Origin of the sequence: Butyrivibrio proteoclasticus P6B7 (assembly GCF_000622085.1) — a bacterium.
In the GTDB taxonomy this organism is placed as follows: domain Bacteria; phylum Bacillota; class Clostridia; order Lachnospirales; family Lachnospiraceae; genus Butyrivibrio; species Butyrivibrio proteoclasticus_A.
In genome coordinates, this window is record NZ_JHWL01000021.1 from 59399 (window position 1) to 74662 (window position 15264).

19 protein-coding genes are annotated in these 15264 nt (G+C 41.9%); all 19 read left to right on the forward strand.

Features of this window, described 5'->3' with window-relative positions:
• The first annotated feature begins 18 nt into the window (after positions 1-18).
• Positions 19-1533: a sugar ABC transporter ATP-binding protein gene (locus T541_RS0112665; RefSeq protein ID WP_026653078.1), complete on the forward strand. Its 1515-nt coding sequence runs from the start codon at positions 19-21 to the stop codon at positions 1531-1533.
• Complete coding sequence (locus tag T541_RS0112670) at positions 1530-2609, forward strand: ABC transporter permease (protein ID WP_026653079.1); 1080 nt, start codon at positions 1530-1532, stop codon at positions 2607-2609. The genes T541_RS0112665 and T541_RS0112670 overlap by 4 nt, the downstream gene beginning before the upstream one ends.
• On the forward strand, positions 2610-3626 hold the full coding sequence (locus T541_RS0112675) for an ABC transporter permease (RefSeq protein ID WP_026653080.1): 1017 nt from the start codon (positions 2610-2612) through the stop codon (positions 3624-3626).
• Positions 3623-4705, forward strand: coding sequence for an ABC transporter substrate-binding protein (locus tag T541_RS0112680; protein WP_026653081.1), 1083 nt, complete (start codon positions 3623-3625; stop codon positions 4703-4705). The genes T541_RS0112675 and T541_RS0112680 overlap by 4 nt, the downstream gene beginning before the upstream one ends.
• Positions 4706-4867: 162 nt before the next feature.
• Positions 4868-5353, forward strand: coding sequence for a transcription elongation factor GreA (gene greA, locus T541_RS0112685; protein WP_026653082.1), 486 nt, complete (start codon positions 4868-4870; stop codon positions 5351-5353).
• 91 nt (positions 5354-5444) lie between these two features.
• On the forward strand, positions 5445-7013 hold the full coding sequence (gene lysS / locus T541_RS0112690) for a lysine--tRNA ligase (protein ID WP_026653083.1): 1569 nt from the start codon (positions 5445-5447) through the stop codon (positions 7011-7013).
• Between the two features lie 363 nt (positions 7014-7376).
• Positions 7377-7835 carry a DUF6462 family protein gene (locus T541_RS22210; RefSeq protein WP_330370187.1) on the forward strand — a complete coding sequence of 153 codons (459 nt, stop codon included), beginning with the start codon at positions 7377-7379 and terminating at the stop codon, positions 7833-7835.
• Between the two features lie 12 nt (positions 7836-7847).
• Positions 7848-8660, forward strand: a complete 813-nt coding sequence (locus tag T541_RS0112700; protein WP_026653084.1) for a ParA family protein — start codon at positions 7848-7850, stop codon at positions 8658-8660.
• Positions 8623-9534 (forward strand): ParB/RepB/Spo0J family partition protein, encoded by a 912-nt coding sequence (locus T541_RS0112705; RefSeq protein WP_026653085.1) that lies wholly within the window; start codon positions 8623-8625, stop codon positions 9532-9534. Before T541_RS0112700 ends, T541_RS0112705 begins: the two co-directional genes overlap by 38 nt.
• A 1-nt stretch (position 9535) precedes the next feature.
• The gene (locus T541_RS0112710; RefSeq protein WP_026653086.1) at positions 9536-9901 is read left to right on the forward strand and encodes a replication initiator protein A; all 366 of its coding nucleotides are present in this window, start codon (positions 9536-9538) and stop codon (positions 9899-9901) included.
• Between the two features lie 65 nt (positions 9902-9966).
• Positions 9967-10917, forward strand: coding sequence for a DUF6017 domain-containing protein (locus tag T541_RS0112715; protein WP_026653087.1), 951 nt, complete (start codon positions 9967-9969; stop codon positions 10915-10917).
• Between the two features lie 79 nt (positions 10918-10996).
• The gene (locus T541_RS0112720) at positions 10997-11437 is read left to right on the forward strand and encodes a hypothetical protein (protein WP_026653088.1); all 441 of its coding nucleotides are present in this window, start codon (positions 10997-10999) and stop codon (positions 11435-11437) included.
• Positions 11437-11874 carry a hypothetical protein gene (locus T541_RS0112725; protein ID WP_026653089.1) on the forward strand — a complete coding sequence of 146 codons (438 nt, stop codon included), beginning with the start codon at positions 11437-11439 and terminating at the stop codon, positions 11872-11874. The genes T541_RS0112720 and T541_RS0112725 overlap by 1 nt, the downstream gene beginning before the upstream one ends.
• Before the next feature lie 116 nt (positions 11875-11990).
• Positions 11991-12506 (forward strand): GNAT family N-acetyltransferase, encoded by a 516-nt coding sequence (locus T541_RS19570; protein ID WP_051538239.1) that lies wholly within the window; start codon positions 11991-11993, stop codon positions 12504-12506.
• Between the two features lie 151 nt (positions 12507-12657).
• Positions 12658-13137: a MarR family winged helix-turn-helix transcriptional regulator gene (locus tag T541_RS0112735; RefSeq protein WP_026653090.1), complete on the forward strand. Its 480-nt coding sequence runs from the start codon at positions 12658-12660 to the stop codon at positions 13135-13137.
• Positions 13134-13685: a flavodoxin domain-containing protein gene (locus T541_RS0112740; RefSeq protein ID WP_026653091.1), complete on the forward strand. Its 552-nt coding sequence runs from the start codon at positions 13134-13136 to the stop codon at positions 13683-13685. The genes T541_RS0112735 and T541_RS0112740 overlap by 4 nt, the downstream gene beginning before the upstream one ends.
• Entirely contained in the window at positions 13669-14061 is a 393-nt protein-coding gene (locus T541_RS0112745) for an FMN-binding protein (RefSeq protein ID WP_034467071.1), read from the forward strand. The genes T541_RS0112740 and T541_RS0112745 overlap by 17 nt, the downstream gene beginning before the upstream one ends.
• 32 nt (positions 14062-14093) lie before the next feature.
• The gene (gene crcB / locus T541_RS0112750) at positions 14094-14462 is read left to right on the forward strand and encodes a fluoride efflux transporter CrcB (protein WP_026653093.1); all 369 of its coding nucleotides are present in this window, start codon (positions 14094-14096) and stop codon (positions 14460-14462) included.
• A gap of 46 nt (positions 14463-14508) precedes the next feature.
• The coding region (locus tag T541_RS0112755; protein WP_026653094.1) for an MFS transporter at positions 14509-15264 on the forward strand (756 nt) is incomplete at its 3' end.

Consider the following 15264-nt stretch of genomic DNA (forward strand, 5'->3'; position numbering starts at 1 on the left):
TTTTTAGGGAGTGGATATATGGACGAAAAAAGAGTGCTGGAAATGCGAGGCATATACAAGATCTTTCCTGCGGTAAAGGCTTTGCAGAATGTGGATTTCTCGTTGAATAAAGGTGAGATCCATGCTCTTATGGGTGAAAACGGCGCCGGCAAATCAACACTTATCAAGGTCCTTACAGGTGTTTATGAAAAGGACGGCGGAACCATAGAGCTGCAGGGAGAGGGAATGGTAAATATCCATTCTCCACAGGATGCACAAAAGCTCGGAATCAGCACAGTGTATCAGGAAATTACCCTTTGCCCTAACCTGACCGTGGCTGAGAATATGTTCATCGGAAGAGGGAAAGGTCTTATTACAAACTGGAAACAGATGAATGCAGAAGCAGACAAGCTTCTAAAGATGCTGGATATTCCAGCAAGCGCTACACAGCAGCTGGGAAGCTGTTCCATCGCGGTTCAGCAGATGGTTGCCATAGCAAGAGCAGTGGACATGGACTGTAAAGTCCTCATTCTCGACGAGCCTACATCATCTCTGGATGAGCAGGAAGTTGAGAAATTGTTTGGTCTCATGAGAGACCTTAAGGAAATGGGCGTAGGAATCATTTTCGTTACACATTTCCTGGATCAGGTTTATGAAGTTTGCGACAAGATAACCGTTCTTAGAGATGGTCAGCTGGTGGGCGAGTACGACATTGCAGACCTTCCAAGAGTTCAGCTTGTTGCCAAGATGCTTGGAAAAGAAATGGATGATCTTTCTGATATTAAGGGCGAGGAAGGCTCCTATCAGGGAGAGGATGCAGATAAAAAGATATTTGAAGCCACAGGACTTCAGAGCGATGCTGGCATACATCCATTTGATTTTTATATTAAAAAAGGCGAGGTCAACGGCTTCACAGGCCTTCTGGGTTCTGGACGAAGCGAGTGCGTAAGAGCTATCTTTGGTGCCGATAAGGTTCTTGGCGGAACAGTCAAGATGAAGGGAAAAGAGATCAAGATCAACAAGCCACTGGATGCCATGAAGAATGGAATTGCTTATCTTCCTGAGGACAGAAAAGTGGACGGAATTATTGGAGATCTTTCTGTAAGGGATAACATCATCATGGCCCTTCAGGTACTTACAGGCTTCTGGAAGCCATTTAGCAAAGCAAAAGCCAACGCCTTTGCAGATGAGTACATCAAAAAGCTAAACATCAAGACAGCATCTGCAGACACACCGATCAAATCACTGTCAGGTGGTAATCAGCAGAAGGTTATCCTGGCAAGATGGCTTTTAATGCATCCGGAATATCTCATCCTTGATGAGCCTACAAGAGGTATCGACGTAGGAACCAAGGTAGATATCCAAAAGCTGGTCTTAGAGCTGGCTAAAGAGGGAATGAGCGTAACCTTCATTTCTTCAGAAACTGATGAGATGCTCAGAACATGTTCAAGACTAATCGTAATGAGAGACAGAAAAGTGGTGGGAGAGCTTTCGGGAGAGGATCTTACCCAGAACAAGATAATGAGCACCATCGCAGGGGAGAGCGCAGTATGAGTAAAAATAAAACCAAAAAGTTTGAAGCAGGCCAGATCTTGATTCCGCTTATAGCACTGATTCTTCTGGCACTTATCAACCTTATCGTTGATCCAAGCTTTTTTAAGATTACACCAGTAGTAAATAACTCAGGTAACACCGTACTTTCGGGCTACCTTATCACCATCCTGGACTATGGCTCAGAACTGGGAATTCTGGCTATAGGAATGACGCTGGTAACAGCAGCTTCAGGTGGACAGGACATCTCAGTTGGAGCAACCATCGCAATCGCAGGCTCAGCAATGCTTAAGATCATCTGCGGCGGAGTTTCAAGACCAACAGAGGTAAAGAACTATGTTGTAACTGTTATTGTGGCATTTGTTGTAGCTTGCATCGTTGGAATGCTCTGTGGTGCCTTTAACGGAACCCTGGTAGCTGTCTTCAAGATACAGCCCATGATCGCCACACTGATTCTTTTTACAGCAGGAAGATCAATCGCAGCCTGGATCAACAACAACGAGCTTCCAATCGTTCCAGATCCAAGATTTGCTTACTTTGGCGGATTCATTCCTGGTATACCGATTCCAACAACAGTATTTATCGTAGCCATCTGTATCGTCATCATCGCATTGGTGCTTAAGTTCACCAACCTTGGACTTTACACACAGGCAGTTGGTATCAACGAGAAATCATCCAAGCTTAACGGTATCAACCCTACATTTATTAAGTTCCTTTCCTTCGTTATTTTGGGACTTTGCGTAGCGGTTGCAGCCCTCATCAAGGTCAGCAGACTTTCAACCATCAACTATTCAGTTATTGCAAAAGATATTGAGATGGATGCCATCCTTGCTGTAGCCCTTGGTGGTAACGCCCTTTCAGGCGGTAAGTTCAACATGTGGTCATCAATACTTGGAGCTTATGTTATTCAGTTCCTTACTACAACCCTTTACAAGTTCCACGTTCAGTCAGATGCGTTGGCAGCTTATAAGGCAGTAGTAGTTATTATTCTTGTAGTATTCTCCGCTCCTACAGTTAGAGAATTTTTTAAAAAGCTCTTTTCATTCAAAAAGAAACCGGCACAAAAGGGGGTGGCATAAATGAAAAAGAAGATCAAGCTTAACGACTCCAACCTCTTGCTGGTGATCACCATTGTGATCTTCACACTTATGTACCTTGGAGCTATTATCTTTCAGGGCGGCGGATTTACCAAGCCACAGATGTTCTTTAATCAGTTTAATAACAATGCAGCGCTTATCATAACTGCCTGCGGTATGAGTGTAGTTATGATCACGGGAGGAATTGATATAAGTGTAGGCGGCGTAGTAGCCTTGGTTTCTATGTGCTGCGCCGTTTACCTGGATAATCCAAATGGAAATGGCACCATCGGCGGATCAATCCTGATCGCTCTTGGAATCGGAATTGCCTACGGTATCGTTCAGGGATTCCTGGTAGCATATCTGGATATTCAGCCATTCATCGTATCCCTTGCAGGAATGTTCTTTGCAAGAGGTATGACAACCATCGTTAACACAGCACCATTTAACGTTGAGAACGAGAAATTTAAGGCCCTTAAGCTCACTAAGGTAACAATTCCATTTATCGGAAGCATCAATAAAAAAGGCGAATTTTCACCAGCATATGTGGAAATCGGAGTTATTGTTGCACTGTTAATTGTGATATTATTGTTTGTAGTACTTAGATGGACTAAATTGGGCAGATGCTTTTACGCTGTGGGCGGCAATAAGCAAAGCGCGCTTATGCTTGGAATCAATGTCAGAAGAACTAAGTTCTTATCACACCTTATCTGCAGTACCCTGGCAGGAATTGCCGGATATGTATACTTCCTTCATGTAGGCTCTGGTTCTGCAAGCCATGCAACAGGTATGGAGATGCAGGCCATCGCGTCATCAATCATCGGTGGCACAATGCTTACAGGTGGTGTTGGTAACATCATTGGTACATTGTTCGGTGTTTTATCACTTAGTACAATTCAGAATATCGTTTCCCTTGCCGGTCTTGACCAGGCTTGGTGGACAGGAATCACAATTGCAGCAATGCTTGGCATATTCCTTATAATCCAGAGTGTAGTAATGGCACAGAGAAAAAAGGCATGAAAAAGATAAATGAAGTTGTAACTTTACTGCTCCTGCTTTCAGTCCTTGTGACTGGCTGCGGGAGCAGCGTTGTTAATGGCAAAAAAGATAACGCTGGGGAAGGAAATGATGCTGGCAAGACTATAACGGTGGGCTTCTCTCAGCTGGGGGCAGAATCAGACTGGCGCAATACCAATACCCAGTCTATGCTCGATGCCTTTGATGGAGATGGCTATACCCTTATCTATAAGAATGGGCAGCAGAAGCAGAGCAATCAGATAACCGCCATCAGAATGTTCATCCAGCAGGAGGTGGACTACATTGTCCTTGCGCCTGCCACGGAGACCGGATGGGATTCAGTTCTTTCTGAGGCGAAAGAGGCAGGAATTCCCGTTATCATCGTTGACAGGCGAGTAGATGTGGCGGATAAGAATCTCTATTCCTGCTGGGTTGGATCTGACTTTGAGCTGGAGGGAAGAAAAGTGGCTGCCTGGATCAAGGCTTACACTGAAGGTCAGGGAATTGACCCATCAGATCTTCATATAGTAAATATCCAGGGAAGCCTTGGATCAACAGCACAGCTTGGAAGGACAAGAGGCCTTGCCAATGCTGCAAGAGAGAATGGCTGGGAGATCCTTGCAGAGGAAAGTGGCGACTTTACTGAGACTAAGGGTAGAGAGGTTATGACATCTCTTTTAAAGCGCTACGACAATATTAATATTGTATATTGTGAGAATGATAATGAAGCCATCGGTGCCATCGACGCCATTGAGAGCGCAGGCAAAAAAGTTGGCTCTGACATAAAGCACGGAGAGATCATGGTGGTATCCTTTGATGCTGTTAATGAGCAGGCTATTCAGTACGCCAGAGAGGGTAAGATCTCCTGTATCGCAGAGTGTAACCCACTTCACGGACCAAGAGTTAAGGCTCTTATAGAGACCATCGAAGCTGGAGGAACACCAGAGAAGTTTAACTACGTGGATGAGAGGATTTTTAGCTCTGTACCGGATGTAAATGTGATAATTGTGGACGGTATTACATATACTGTTGATGCACCGCCAGAGACACAAAGCGCTGCAGATGCTTCCAGTAGTGGGTAAACCAGATACCATTGACATAGGTATATATAGACTGTATAATGTCAAAGTTAAATTAGGTTTGTTATCTATTTTAACGTTTCCATTTTTATTTTTTGTATGTTTTCAATATATATACTTTCATGCCCGTACTGGGCGCAATCTTTATGAAGGGTAGGTTTGGAGATGGAAGAGAAGAAGAACATTTTAACTTATGAAGGACTTAAGAAGTACGAAGATGAGCTTCATGAGCTTAAAGTTGTCAAGCGTAAGGAAGTAGCTGAGAAGATCAAGGAAGCTAGAGAGCAGGGTGACCTTTCAGAGAACGCTGAGTACGATGCAGCTAAGGATGAGCAGAGAGATATCGAGGCTAGAATCGAAGCTCTTGAGAAGATCCTTAAGAATGCAGAAGTAGTTGTAGAAGAGGACGTAGACCTCAATAAGATCAGCATCGGATGTAAGGTTAAGATCCGTGACCTTGAGTTTAACGAGGATCTTGAGTACAAGATCGTAGGTTCATCTGAGGCTAACTCACTTAAGGGTAAGATCTCAAACGAGTCTCCAGTTGGTAAGGCTTTAATCGGTGCCAAGAAGGGACAGACAGTTTCTGTAGAGACACAGGCTGGTGTTCTTAAGTACAAAGTACTTGGAATCGAGAGATCAGAGGCTTAAGACAGCTAATAATTATGAATTTCGGGGGCCAGCGATTTACTTGTATTTCGCTGGCTCTTTTTGAGAATTGAGCAATCAGGAGGATAAATAAGTGGCAGATAATAATCAGCAGAACAATCAACAGAATGCACCAGCAGAGGACGTTGGACGTCTCCGTCAGGTTCGTAGAGATAAGCTCTCTGAGCTTCAGGCAGCAGGTAATGATCCTTTCCAGATCGTTAAGTATGATCAGACACATCACACACAGCAGGTTAGAGATAACTTCGAGGCTCTTGAGTTTGTAGCTCCAGTAGACGAAGAAGGCAAGGCTATCACAGTAGCTCTTTCAGATGTTCCAGCAGAGAAGGTTGTTTCTCTTGCAGGTCGTATGATGAGTAAGCGTGTAATGGGTAAGGCTTCATTTGCTAACCTTCAGGACAGAGATGGTCGTATGCAGCTCTACGTTTCAAGAAATGACCTTGGCGAAGAGGCTTATGCTGCATTCAAGAAGATGGATATCGGCGATATCATCGGAGTTAAGGGTTTTGCATTCAGAACTAAGACTGGTGAGATTTCAGTTCACGTTAAGGAATTAGTTCTTTTATCTAAGTCACTTATGCCACTTCCAGAGAAGTTCCACGGACTTACAGATACAGAGATCAGATACAGACAGCGTTACGTTGACCTCATCATGAACGAAGAGGTTAAGGAGACATTCAAGAAGAGATCTGCAATTCTTCGTGAAATCCGTAACTTCCTTGCAGACAGAGATTTCATGGAAGTTGAGACTCCAATGCTTGTTGAGAACGCAGGTGGAGCAGCTGCCAGACCATTCATCACACACTACAATGCTCTTGATGAAGAGCGTAAGCTTCGTATCTCACTTGAGCTTTACCTTAAGAGACTTATCGTTGGTGGTCTTGAGAGAGTATTTGAGATTGGCCGAGTATTCAGAAACGAAGGTGTTGATACAAGACATAACCCAGAGTTCACACTTATGGAGCTCTATCAGGCATATACAGATTATGAAGGAATGATGGAACTTACAGAGTCTATGTTCCGTTACCTTGCTGAGAAGGTTTGTGGAACAACACAGATCAAGTACGGTGATAACATCATCGACCTTGGTAAGCCTTTCGAGCGTCTTACAATGAACGATGCAATCAAGAAGTACACAGGCATCGACTTCGATGAAGTTAAGACTGATGAAGAAGCTAAGGCTCTTGCTAAGGAGAAAGGAATCGAATTTGAGGATCGTCACAAGAAGGGCGATATCATCAACCTCTTCTTCGAAGAGTTCTGCGAGAAGAATTTGATCCAGCCTACATTTATCATGGATCACCCTCTTGCTATTTCTCCTCTTACCAAGAAGAAGCCTACAGATCCTGAGAAGGTTGAGCGTTTCGAGCTCTTCATCAACACTTGGGAAATGTGTAACGCTTATTCAGAGCTTAACGATCCTATCGACCAGAGAGAGCGTTTTGCTATGCAGGACGCTAACGCAGCAGCCGGCGACGAAGAAGCAGAGCACACAGATGAGGACTTCCTCAATGCCCTTGAAATCGGTATGGCTCCTACAGGCGGTATCGGCTATGGTATTGACAGACTTTGTATGCTCCTTACAGACAGCGCAACAATAAGAGACGTGCTCCTCTTCCCAACCTTGAAATCACAGAAGTAACACACGGACTCATTAGGAATCACTGAAATCCATAGACGTACTATGTTATCCAAAAATGCAACATTTTTACAACGAATTCATTGGACAAGTACGGAGCTATTTGGACTTGTATGTAGTTTTTATCTAAAATAAATAGGACATCAGTGGTGTGTCAAAAGACAATTTCTACTTGCTTAAAAAACGCATTTTGGGATAGGAACTTTTAAAAGTTTCTATCCCAGGGTAATTGTCAAAGGAATAATCGGTTCAGACACATCACATATTTGACCACATTTCTCGAAGGAAGAGAAGATGTGGTTTTTTTGTACCCAAAATTCTGATCTTCTTAATTGCATCTCGTAACACCAGAAACGGAGGTTACAGATGAATCGTGGAAAATCCCCACCAGTTGACTTAGACAAGTATCTTGTCGGAAAAGAACATCGATATTGCACCTACCAGGACGGAGCCAGACTTTACAGCATGGCATATTGGTCATTTGTGACTCTGGCAAAAGAAGCCAAAGCCAATATAAAGCTTCGGAAAACTGCCCTTGTGGATTTAGATTTGATCGAACAGTACATTGAACAATTTTGTGAAGAAGGAAACGAAAGTGAGGAAGTATTCATGGCTAGAAGAAAGAAAATCGAAGATTTGGCAGAAATCGTTAAGGAAGGAAAAAAGAAATATGTCAGGTACGCAGAGGGAGCAGAGCTCTATTCAATGGGGCTTCATACCTTTGAAAGCCTTGCAAAGGAAGCCAAGGCAACAAGAAAGGTAAAGGGAGTGGTCCTCTGCAACACAGAAAAGATTGATGCGTTTATTGAATCATTTGATGAATAAGGGGGAAAAGAGATGTCTAAAGTTATAGCAGTTGCAAACCAAAAAGGCGGGGTAGGGAAGACAGTAACAAGTGTGAATCTTGGTATTGGACTTGCCAGGGAAGGTTACAAGGTACTCATGATAGATGCGGATCCTCAGGGCAGCATGTCAATAAGTCTTGGATGTGATGAACCGGACAGACTTGATTATTCTCTTGCCACAGCACTTGTAAATATTATCAATGATGAGCCCGTGGATGTATCAAAAGGAATTATCCACCATGCAGAAGGTGTTGATCTGATGCCGGGAAATATTGAGCTCTCAAGCTTGGAAATAAGCATGACCGGAGTTATCAGCAGGGAAACAATTCTCAGAGAATATGTGGATAACGCCAGAAATATTTATGATTTTGTGATTATTGACTGTATGCCATCCCTTGGAATGATGACGATTAACGCACTTGCCTGTGCAGATTCAGTAATTATTCCGTGCCAGGCAGCATATCTTCCTGTAAAGGGCCTTCAGCAGCTTATAAAGACCATAGGAAGAGTTAAACGTCAGCTTAATCCAAAACTCGAGATAGAGGGAATCCTCATTACTATGGTTGATAACAGAACCAATTATGCCAAAGATATAGCGGCTCAGATTTACGAAGCTTATTCCTCAAGCATAAATGTTTTTGAAACTGAGATCCCTCTTTCAGTAAGAGCTGCAGAAATAAGTGCTTCAGGAAGCAGCTTGTATCAGTACGATCCAAAAGGAAAAGCAGCATTTGCTTACACATCATTTATCAAGGAGGTTATGAACAATGACACAAAGAGTTGGTCAGAAAGTAAAGTTATCTAGTATAGATGAGCTCCTCGGTGTTCCAAGCACCGAGGGGACTGTAGATCTAGATGTAATGACTATCTATCCTTTTGAAAACCATCCTTTCAGGGTCGTTGATGATGAAAAGATGGAAGAACTTGTTGAAAGCATCAAGGAAAGTGGAGTGCTTACTCCTGTTCTAGTAAGACCTGATGATGAAGGAACTTACGAGATGATTTCAGGGCATAGAAGACTTCACGCGGCTAAACGAGCTGGGCTTCGAAAGATACCGGCAATCATCAAGGAAATGACCAATGATGATGCGACAATCGCCATGGTTAATGCCAATATGCAGAGGGAAGAGATACTTCCGAGTGAAAGAGCCTTTGCCTTAAAAATGAAGATGGATGCCTTAAATCATCAAGGTAAGCGTTCTGATTTAACTTTGTCTCTTGAAGAGACAAAGTTGCATTCGGCAACAGAAGTTGGCGAATCAGTGGGAATGAAAAGAGCTCAAATACATAGATATATGCGACTCACATATCTAATTCCCAAGTTATTAACAATGGTTGATGAAGGAAGATTAGCTATTGCAGTAGCTGTAGAAATCTCCTACTTTAACCCAACCTATCAACAGTGGATATGGGAGTATATTCATGAAAACGGCATGATCAAACAGGAACAACTCATGGATCTTCGTCAATATCGTGATGATGACTCTCTTACACAGGAACAGATGATAGACATCCTTATCCAAAAGAGATCCACGCCACAGACCAGGAAGAAGATTCTTATCACAGAACGTAAGCTCAACAAGTACTTCCCTGCTTATTATTCACAGTCTGAGATTGAAAGAGTTATCGTAAGTCTCTTAGAGCAATGGAAGGCATCGCAGGAAAGTGAGGAACAATAATATGATGGACTATTTTTACAACACCCAGGCACAGCAATTTGCTTCTGTAGAGATACCAAGAGAGCTGCTTACAGGGAAGAGCTTTTCTTCCCTGTCGGCTTCGGCCAAAATGCTTTATGCAGTTCTTTTGGACCGCATGGGCGAAGCTAAGAAACATAATTGGTTTGATGATGATAACAGAGTCTACATCATTTATCCGTTAAGCAAGATTCAGGAAGATATCAATTTCTCCAAGCATACAATAATTGATTGTATGAATGAACTTGAAGAATTTGGTCTTATATATAAGTTACAGGCAAAAGGTAAGCCAAGCAAGATCTACGTCAAAAATTTCAATCGTAGATGCAGATTTCAGCTGATTGGGTAGTGCAGAAATTGCACCACTTAAATCCATGGAACGTCACAGAAAATCATTGAAGGGAGGAAAAAAGAGTGAGCGAAAGAATCATTTTTGACTATTTTAGCGGTCAGGAATCAGAAATGCTTGCCTTTTACAGAATACCAAAGCTTCTGTTCACAAACACATATTTTAGCGGGCTTGATGCGCTTGCTAAGACTCTTTACGGTCTTATGCTTGATAGAATGTCATTATCCCTTAAAAATAAGTGGTTTGACGAGCTTCAGAGGGCATATATATACTTTGCACAGCAGGAAGCCGCAGAAATGCTGGGCTGTGGGGAAGATAAGATCAGATGTCTTTTTAAGAGTCTTGAGGAATATGGGCTCATAGAGCGCAAAAAGCAGGGCCAGGGGAAGCCTACCAAGATTTATCTCAAGAACTTTGCTTCAAGGGAAAATGAAGAAGTTCAGACCTTGGAAAAACCAAGTTCTGGAACAAATATGGAAATTTCAGACCCCGGAAATATCGGGGTCAAGACCACGGGAATTTCGGGTTCTAGACCAAGCGAAAATCCGGTTCTAGACCACGGAGAATCCGACCCTAATTATATTAATATTAATAATACTAAAAGAATAATAAATACTAATCATATCTCTTCGATGAAAAACGATTTGAATGATGAGTACAATGCCTATGCAGAAATAGTCAGGGAAAATCTGTGTATTGATACCATGTTGGAAAGATATCCTCATGACACAGAAATCATTGAAGGCATCTATGACCTGGTACTTGAGACTGTTCTTTGCCAGAATCCAAGCATTTGGATCTCCAAGAACGAGTATCCTACAAATCTTGTTAAGTCCAAGTTTTTGAAGCTTAACCATATGCATCTTGAGTATGTTATGGGATGCATGAAGGACAATACCACCAAGGTGCGGAATATAAAGAACTATCTGCTCTCAGCTCTTTTCAACGCACCAACGACTATGGGTAGCTATTATCAGTCAGAGGTAAGTCATGATCAGGCATACAGAGCCATGTAGAAGTATTTGACATATATGTTCAACACTCATATAATCAAAATATAACATAACCGTTCAACACTCATAGGAGGATTAAGATATGCCAAGAGTAAATCTATCACTTACACAGGATATGTATGATCGTATTGAGAAGGAAGCTAAGAAGCAGAACATCACAGTCAATTATTATATCTGCGAGATGCTGGAAGAGCGCTTTGGTAAAAGAACTACCTACGACTATACAGTGGCCGTTGGCGAGATGATCAAGGAAGCCAAGAAGATGGATAAAGAGTTCACTCTGGCAGATCTTCCTACTTTTGCAGATGTGAATGAGGTACTTGTAGAGTACAAGATCAAGGAATCACCGGCTCAGATAAGAGCCCGTCTTGGCAAGATGTTTAATGAGGCAGTCAAGAAGGGTACAGCAAAAGGAGTCGAGAGAGCTACAACTATAAAAGATGGCGAGGAGCAGCTTAAGTTCTATTGCCGAGCTGCAGTGTACGTTAACAAATTGAATCAGATTAAAAAGGGTGAAAAATAATGTGGGACGAAGATAAGTATTTCTTTAATAGGCACGATAGTGTATCAGACAGTGTTTCAGGCAGTACTGCTGGCGCTCTAGCAGGTCTTGCTGCTATTCCGCTGGCATTGGTCTTTTCAGCTGTTGGTATTCTAATTATGAGGATTGACATCCTCAATGCAGCCAGTGCTGGCTTTATTCCATTGTTCCTTACTCGTAACATGGGATTGGATTCAAAGACGTGCCTGTTTATATATGGGGTAACTGTAATTGTTACGCTTGTTCTTGAGCACTGTTTTACTATTGCCAAGATTCTGGGAAGTATTATAGGTTGCTTGGTTGTTGCTTTTCTATGCTATGAGCTTAGTGATGTGACTCCTATGAACACAAGGCTGATAATTACTGGAGTTGGAACAGTTATAACTATTTTGCTTAATATCAGATTCTGGAGAAGATAATCACAACAATACACGAATTTGAAGTCATCTAGCAGATAAAACTGCCAGATGACTTTTTTTTTTTTTTGAAAACAGATATAGTAGAAGATAAATATCTGAAAAGTGTTGGAGGCGTAATGGTGCGTAGAATTGAAACTGAAAGACTCATTCTAAGGACAGTTACAGTAGATGATGCAGAAGCCATCTTTAAATGGGCATCTGATCCGGATGTGAACAAATTTATGATTTATCCTCTTCACAAGGATATAGAGGTTACTAAAGAATGGCTTAAATCGCGTGATATTGATGGTAACGATGAATTTGATCTTGGGTTTGTTTTGAAAGAAACAGGAGAATTGATAGGGCAGGGTGGAGTCTTCTACAAGGAAGATATAGATGCCTGGTCTATCGGTTATAACCTTAGAAAAGAATACTGGGGACAGGGGCTCGTACCCGAAGCTATGAATGCAATCATCAATTACGTCAATCAAGAGAAAGGTGTCCGCGCTATAGTGGGCGAGTTTGCAAAAGATAATTCAAAGAGCAGACGAGTTATGGAAAAGCTAGGAATGACTTATTGGAAGGATTGCCAGTATTCCAAGTTTGATGGAAGTGCAACCTTTGATGCGTATCTGTTTAAGAGGGAGTTTTAAAGACTATATAAGCTATATTCCAGTATAATGTACATTTAAGCTTCGGTTAAATCCCGAAGCTTTTTCTTTGGAATTGTGTTGACAAAAAATATGTAATATATTACATTGTTTCATATAGGTAATATATTACATAATATAAAAAGGAGCTCACATGAATTACGATGAAGTAATGAATATAGAAAAAGTAACGTTTGGAGATATGCCACCACAGCCGTTTTTACTCGGATTACTCAGTGCATTTGATAACAGATATCAGGCTGCAGCCGATGCATATTTCAAGGAGATTACCTGGAAACAATTCTTTGCAATAATCTGTATCGACCTATGCAAGGAACCTCCGACATTGAATGAGCTTTCAGATGTAATGGGAAGTTCTCATCAGAATGTAAAGCAGATTTTACTTAAGCTTGAGAAAAAGGGGTTTGTCTCTGCAATCCCTGATGAGAAGGACAAGCGAAAGCAGCGAATCTTTGTCACAGATAAATGCAGGACTTTTCTGGAACAGAATGACAATAACGGTCAGCAGAGCCAGTACGTCATCGGAAGAATATTTAATGGAATCGATGAAAAGAGCCTTCAGACTACCATACAAACTATCATGAAAATGGAAAGGAATTTGAGCGAGTTATGAAAACACTGATTATTTACACATCACAGACAGGATTTACTAAAAGGTATGCAGAGTGGATTGCAGAAAAAATTAGCGGTGAGCTTCTTGATCTAAGGGATGCTCAGAAAAAGAGTGATGATTATTTCAAGGACTTTGACGCGATCTGCTACGGAGGTTGGGCTATGGCAGGTAATCTGGTCAAAGGTAAGTGGTTTCTCGGAAAAGCTTCTGACTTGCAAGACAAGCGCCTGGCTATGTTCTGCGTAGGCGGCAGCCCTAATGACAATCCTGATGTAGATGCTTTTCTTCAGAATGTCCTTACGGAGGAGCAGAAGAAGTATATTAAAGTATTCTACTGTCAGGGCGGTTTTAACTATGAAAAGATGAAGGCACCATCCAGACTTGCAATGAAGATGTTTGTATCAACTCTCAGGAATAAAAAAGATTCTACTGAGAAAGAAAAGGCCATGGCCGAGAAGATGGCTTCATCCTATGATATTTCTGATGTCAAATATATAGAACCTATAGTGGCTTATCTGTTGGAGAAAGATAATGAAAAGGCTGTTTAAAACCCTGCTTGCAATAGTAATCGTAATTGTGGTGATCATCATATCTGCAGTCGCAATTGTTAGTGTCAGGATGAGTGGACAGGTCAAGGCTTTCGACAAATCAGGAATTGATCTGTTCCATGTTGCTGATGGTGTATATAATGGTCATAGTGAGACGGATCTGGTCAAGGTTGATGTTCGAGTAACAGTAGCTGATGGGAGAATAGAAGATATTGAAATCCTAAAGCACGAGTGTGGCAAGGGGCATCCTGCTGATGTGATTGTTAGTGATATGATCAAAGATAATACAGTAGAGGTTGATGCGGTTTCGGGTGCAACGATGTCCAGTGAAGTAATAAAAGACGCAGTCAGGGATGCGTTAAGATCGGGGCTTTAACTTGCAGTATATATGACAATAGAGAGGTTGATATGAATTTTCTATTTGTAGCACTTGGTGGTGCCTTGGGTGCAGTAGCGCGATATGCAATAAGTCTGATTCCTGTTAAGACTTATTTTCCGATATTAACTCTGATTACAAATATCCTCGGTGCCATACTAATTGGATTCGTTGTTGGAATTACCAGTAACCGAGAAAGTGTATCTGATAATACCATTCTTTTCTGGAAGACAGGGGTGTGTGGAGGTTTTACCACATTCTCTACATTTTCCCTTGAAGCTTTTAATTTGTTTGAGAAGAAACAATATATGAATGGCGGATTATATGTGGCACTGAGTTGTTTTTGCTGCATATTTGGAATTCTATGCGGAAAGAAACTTGCGACGATAATAAAACTTTGAATTCCAGGATAATGAAATAAGCAAATCGGGATTAGTGGAGTAGAACATGGATAAAAAAAGGGCTTTGTCTGGCGCCATAATATTTATAACCCTGATGGGAATCGTAAGTCTGTTTTCGGACATGACTCATGAAGGCGCCAGAAGCATATTGGGCGAATATCTGAACCTCGCAGGGGCATCCGCTGCAACCATCGGATTTGTGTCCGGTATAGGAGAATTGTGCGGGTATTCACTAAGGCTCATATCCGGATTTATAGCAGATAAAACGAAGAAATACTGGACATTTGTTATCACAGGCTATGTAATACAGGCTCTGGCGATTCCTGCACTGGCACTCGTACCTGAACATGGCTGGATTTGGGCCTGCGGTCTTGTGATCCTGGAGCGTATCGGAAAAGCGATAAAAAAGCCTGCCAAAAACACATTGGTAAGCTTTGCGGCAAGCGAGATCGGAACCGGAAAAGGCTTTGCCTATCAGGAGTTTCTGGATCAGCTTGGCGCGTTTCTCGGACCGGTACTGCTTTTTGTAACAGCTCTTGTAAAAGGTACAGACGACCTTTTTACAACATATAGAATCTCTTTTGCGATACTGCTTGTTCCTGCAATGATCACAATAGCTCTTGTTTTGACAGCAAAGATAAGATACCCTGATCCGGAGATCTTTGAAAAGCAGGAAGATAAACCGGCAAGCTTTGAATTCAGGAAGTCATTTGTTCTGTTCATGGCGGCCATCTGCTTTTTTGCTTTTGGCTTTGCAGACTTCACCCTGATCACACTTCATTCGGCTAATACCGGAGCATTT

Coding starts and splice junctions, on each gene's coding strand:
- T541_RS0112705 (WP_026653085.1), top strand. CDS start 8,623: ATGACACAAAGAGTTGGTCAGAAAGTAAAGTTATCTAGTATAGATGAG.
- T541_RS22210 (WP_330370187.1), top strand. CDS start 7,377: ATGAATCGTGGAAAATCCCCACCAGTTGACTTAGACAAGTATCTTGTC.
- T541_RS0112710 (WP_026653086.1), top strand. CDS start 9,536: ATGATGGACTATTTTTACAACACCCAGGCACAGCAATTTGCTTCTGTA.
- T541_RS0112725 (WP_026653089.1), top strand. CDS start 11,437: ATGTGGGACGAAGATAAGTATTTCTTTAATAGGCACGATAGTGTATCA.
- T541_RS0112740 (WP_026653091.1), top strand. CDS start 13,134: ATGAAAACACTGATTATTTACACATCACAGACAGGATTTACTAAAAGG.
- T541_RS0112720 (WP_026653088.1), top strand. CDS start 10,997: ATGCCAAGAGTAAATCTATCACTTACACAGGATATGTATGATCGTATT.
- greA (WP_026653082.1), top strand. CDS start 4,868: ATGGAAGAGAAGAAGAACATTTTAACTTATGAAGGACTTAAGAAGTAC.
- crcB (WP_026653093.1), top strand. CDS start 14,094: ATGAATTTTCTATTTGTAGCACTTGGTGGTGCCTTGGGTGCAGTAGCG.
- T541_RS0112670 (WP_026653079.1), top strand. CDS start 1,530: ATGAGTAAAAATAAAACCAAAAAGTTTGAAGCAGGCCAGATCTTGATT.
- T541_RS0112665 (WP_026653078.1), top strand. CDS start 19: ATGGACGAAAAAAGAGTGCTGGAAATGCGAGGCATATACAAGATCTTT.
- T541_RS0112700 (WP_026653084.1), top strand. CDS start 7,848: ATGTCTAAAGTTATAGCAGTTGCAAACCAAAAAGGCGGGGTAGGGAAG.
- T541_RS0112680 (WP_026653081.1), top strand. CDS start 3,623: ATGAAAAAGATAAATGAAGTTGTAACTTTACTGCTCCTGCTTTCAGTC.
- T541_RS0112745 (WP_034467071.1), top strand. CDS start 13,669: ATGAAAAGGCTGTTTAAAACCCTGCTTGCAATAGTAATCGTAATTGTG.
- T541_RS0112735 (WP_026653090.1), top strand. CDS start 12,658: ATGAATTACGATGAAGTAATGAATATAGAAAAAGTAACGTTTGGAGAT.
- T541_RS19570 (WP_051538239.1), top strand. CDS start 11,991: ATGGTGCGTAGAATTGAAACTGAAAGACTCATTCTAAGGACAGTTACA.
- T541_RS0112675 (WP_026653080.1), top strand. CDS start 2,610: ATGAAAAAGAAGATCAAGCTTAACGACTCCAACCTCTTGCTGGTGATC.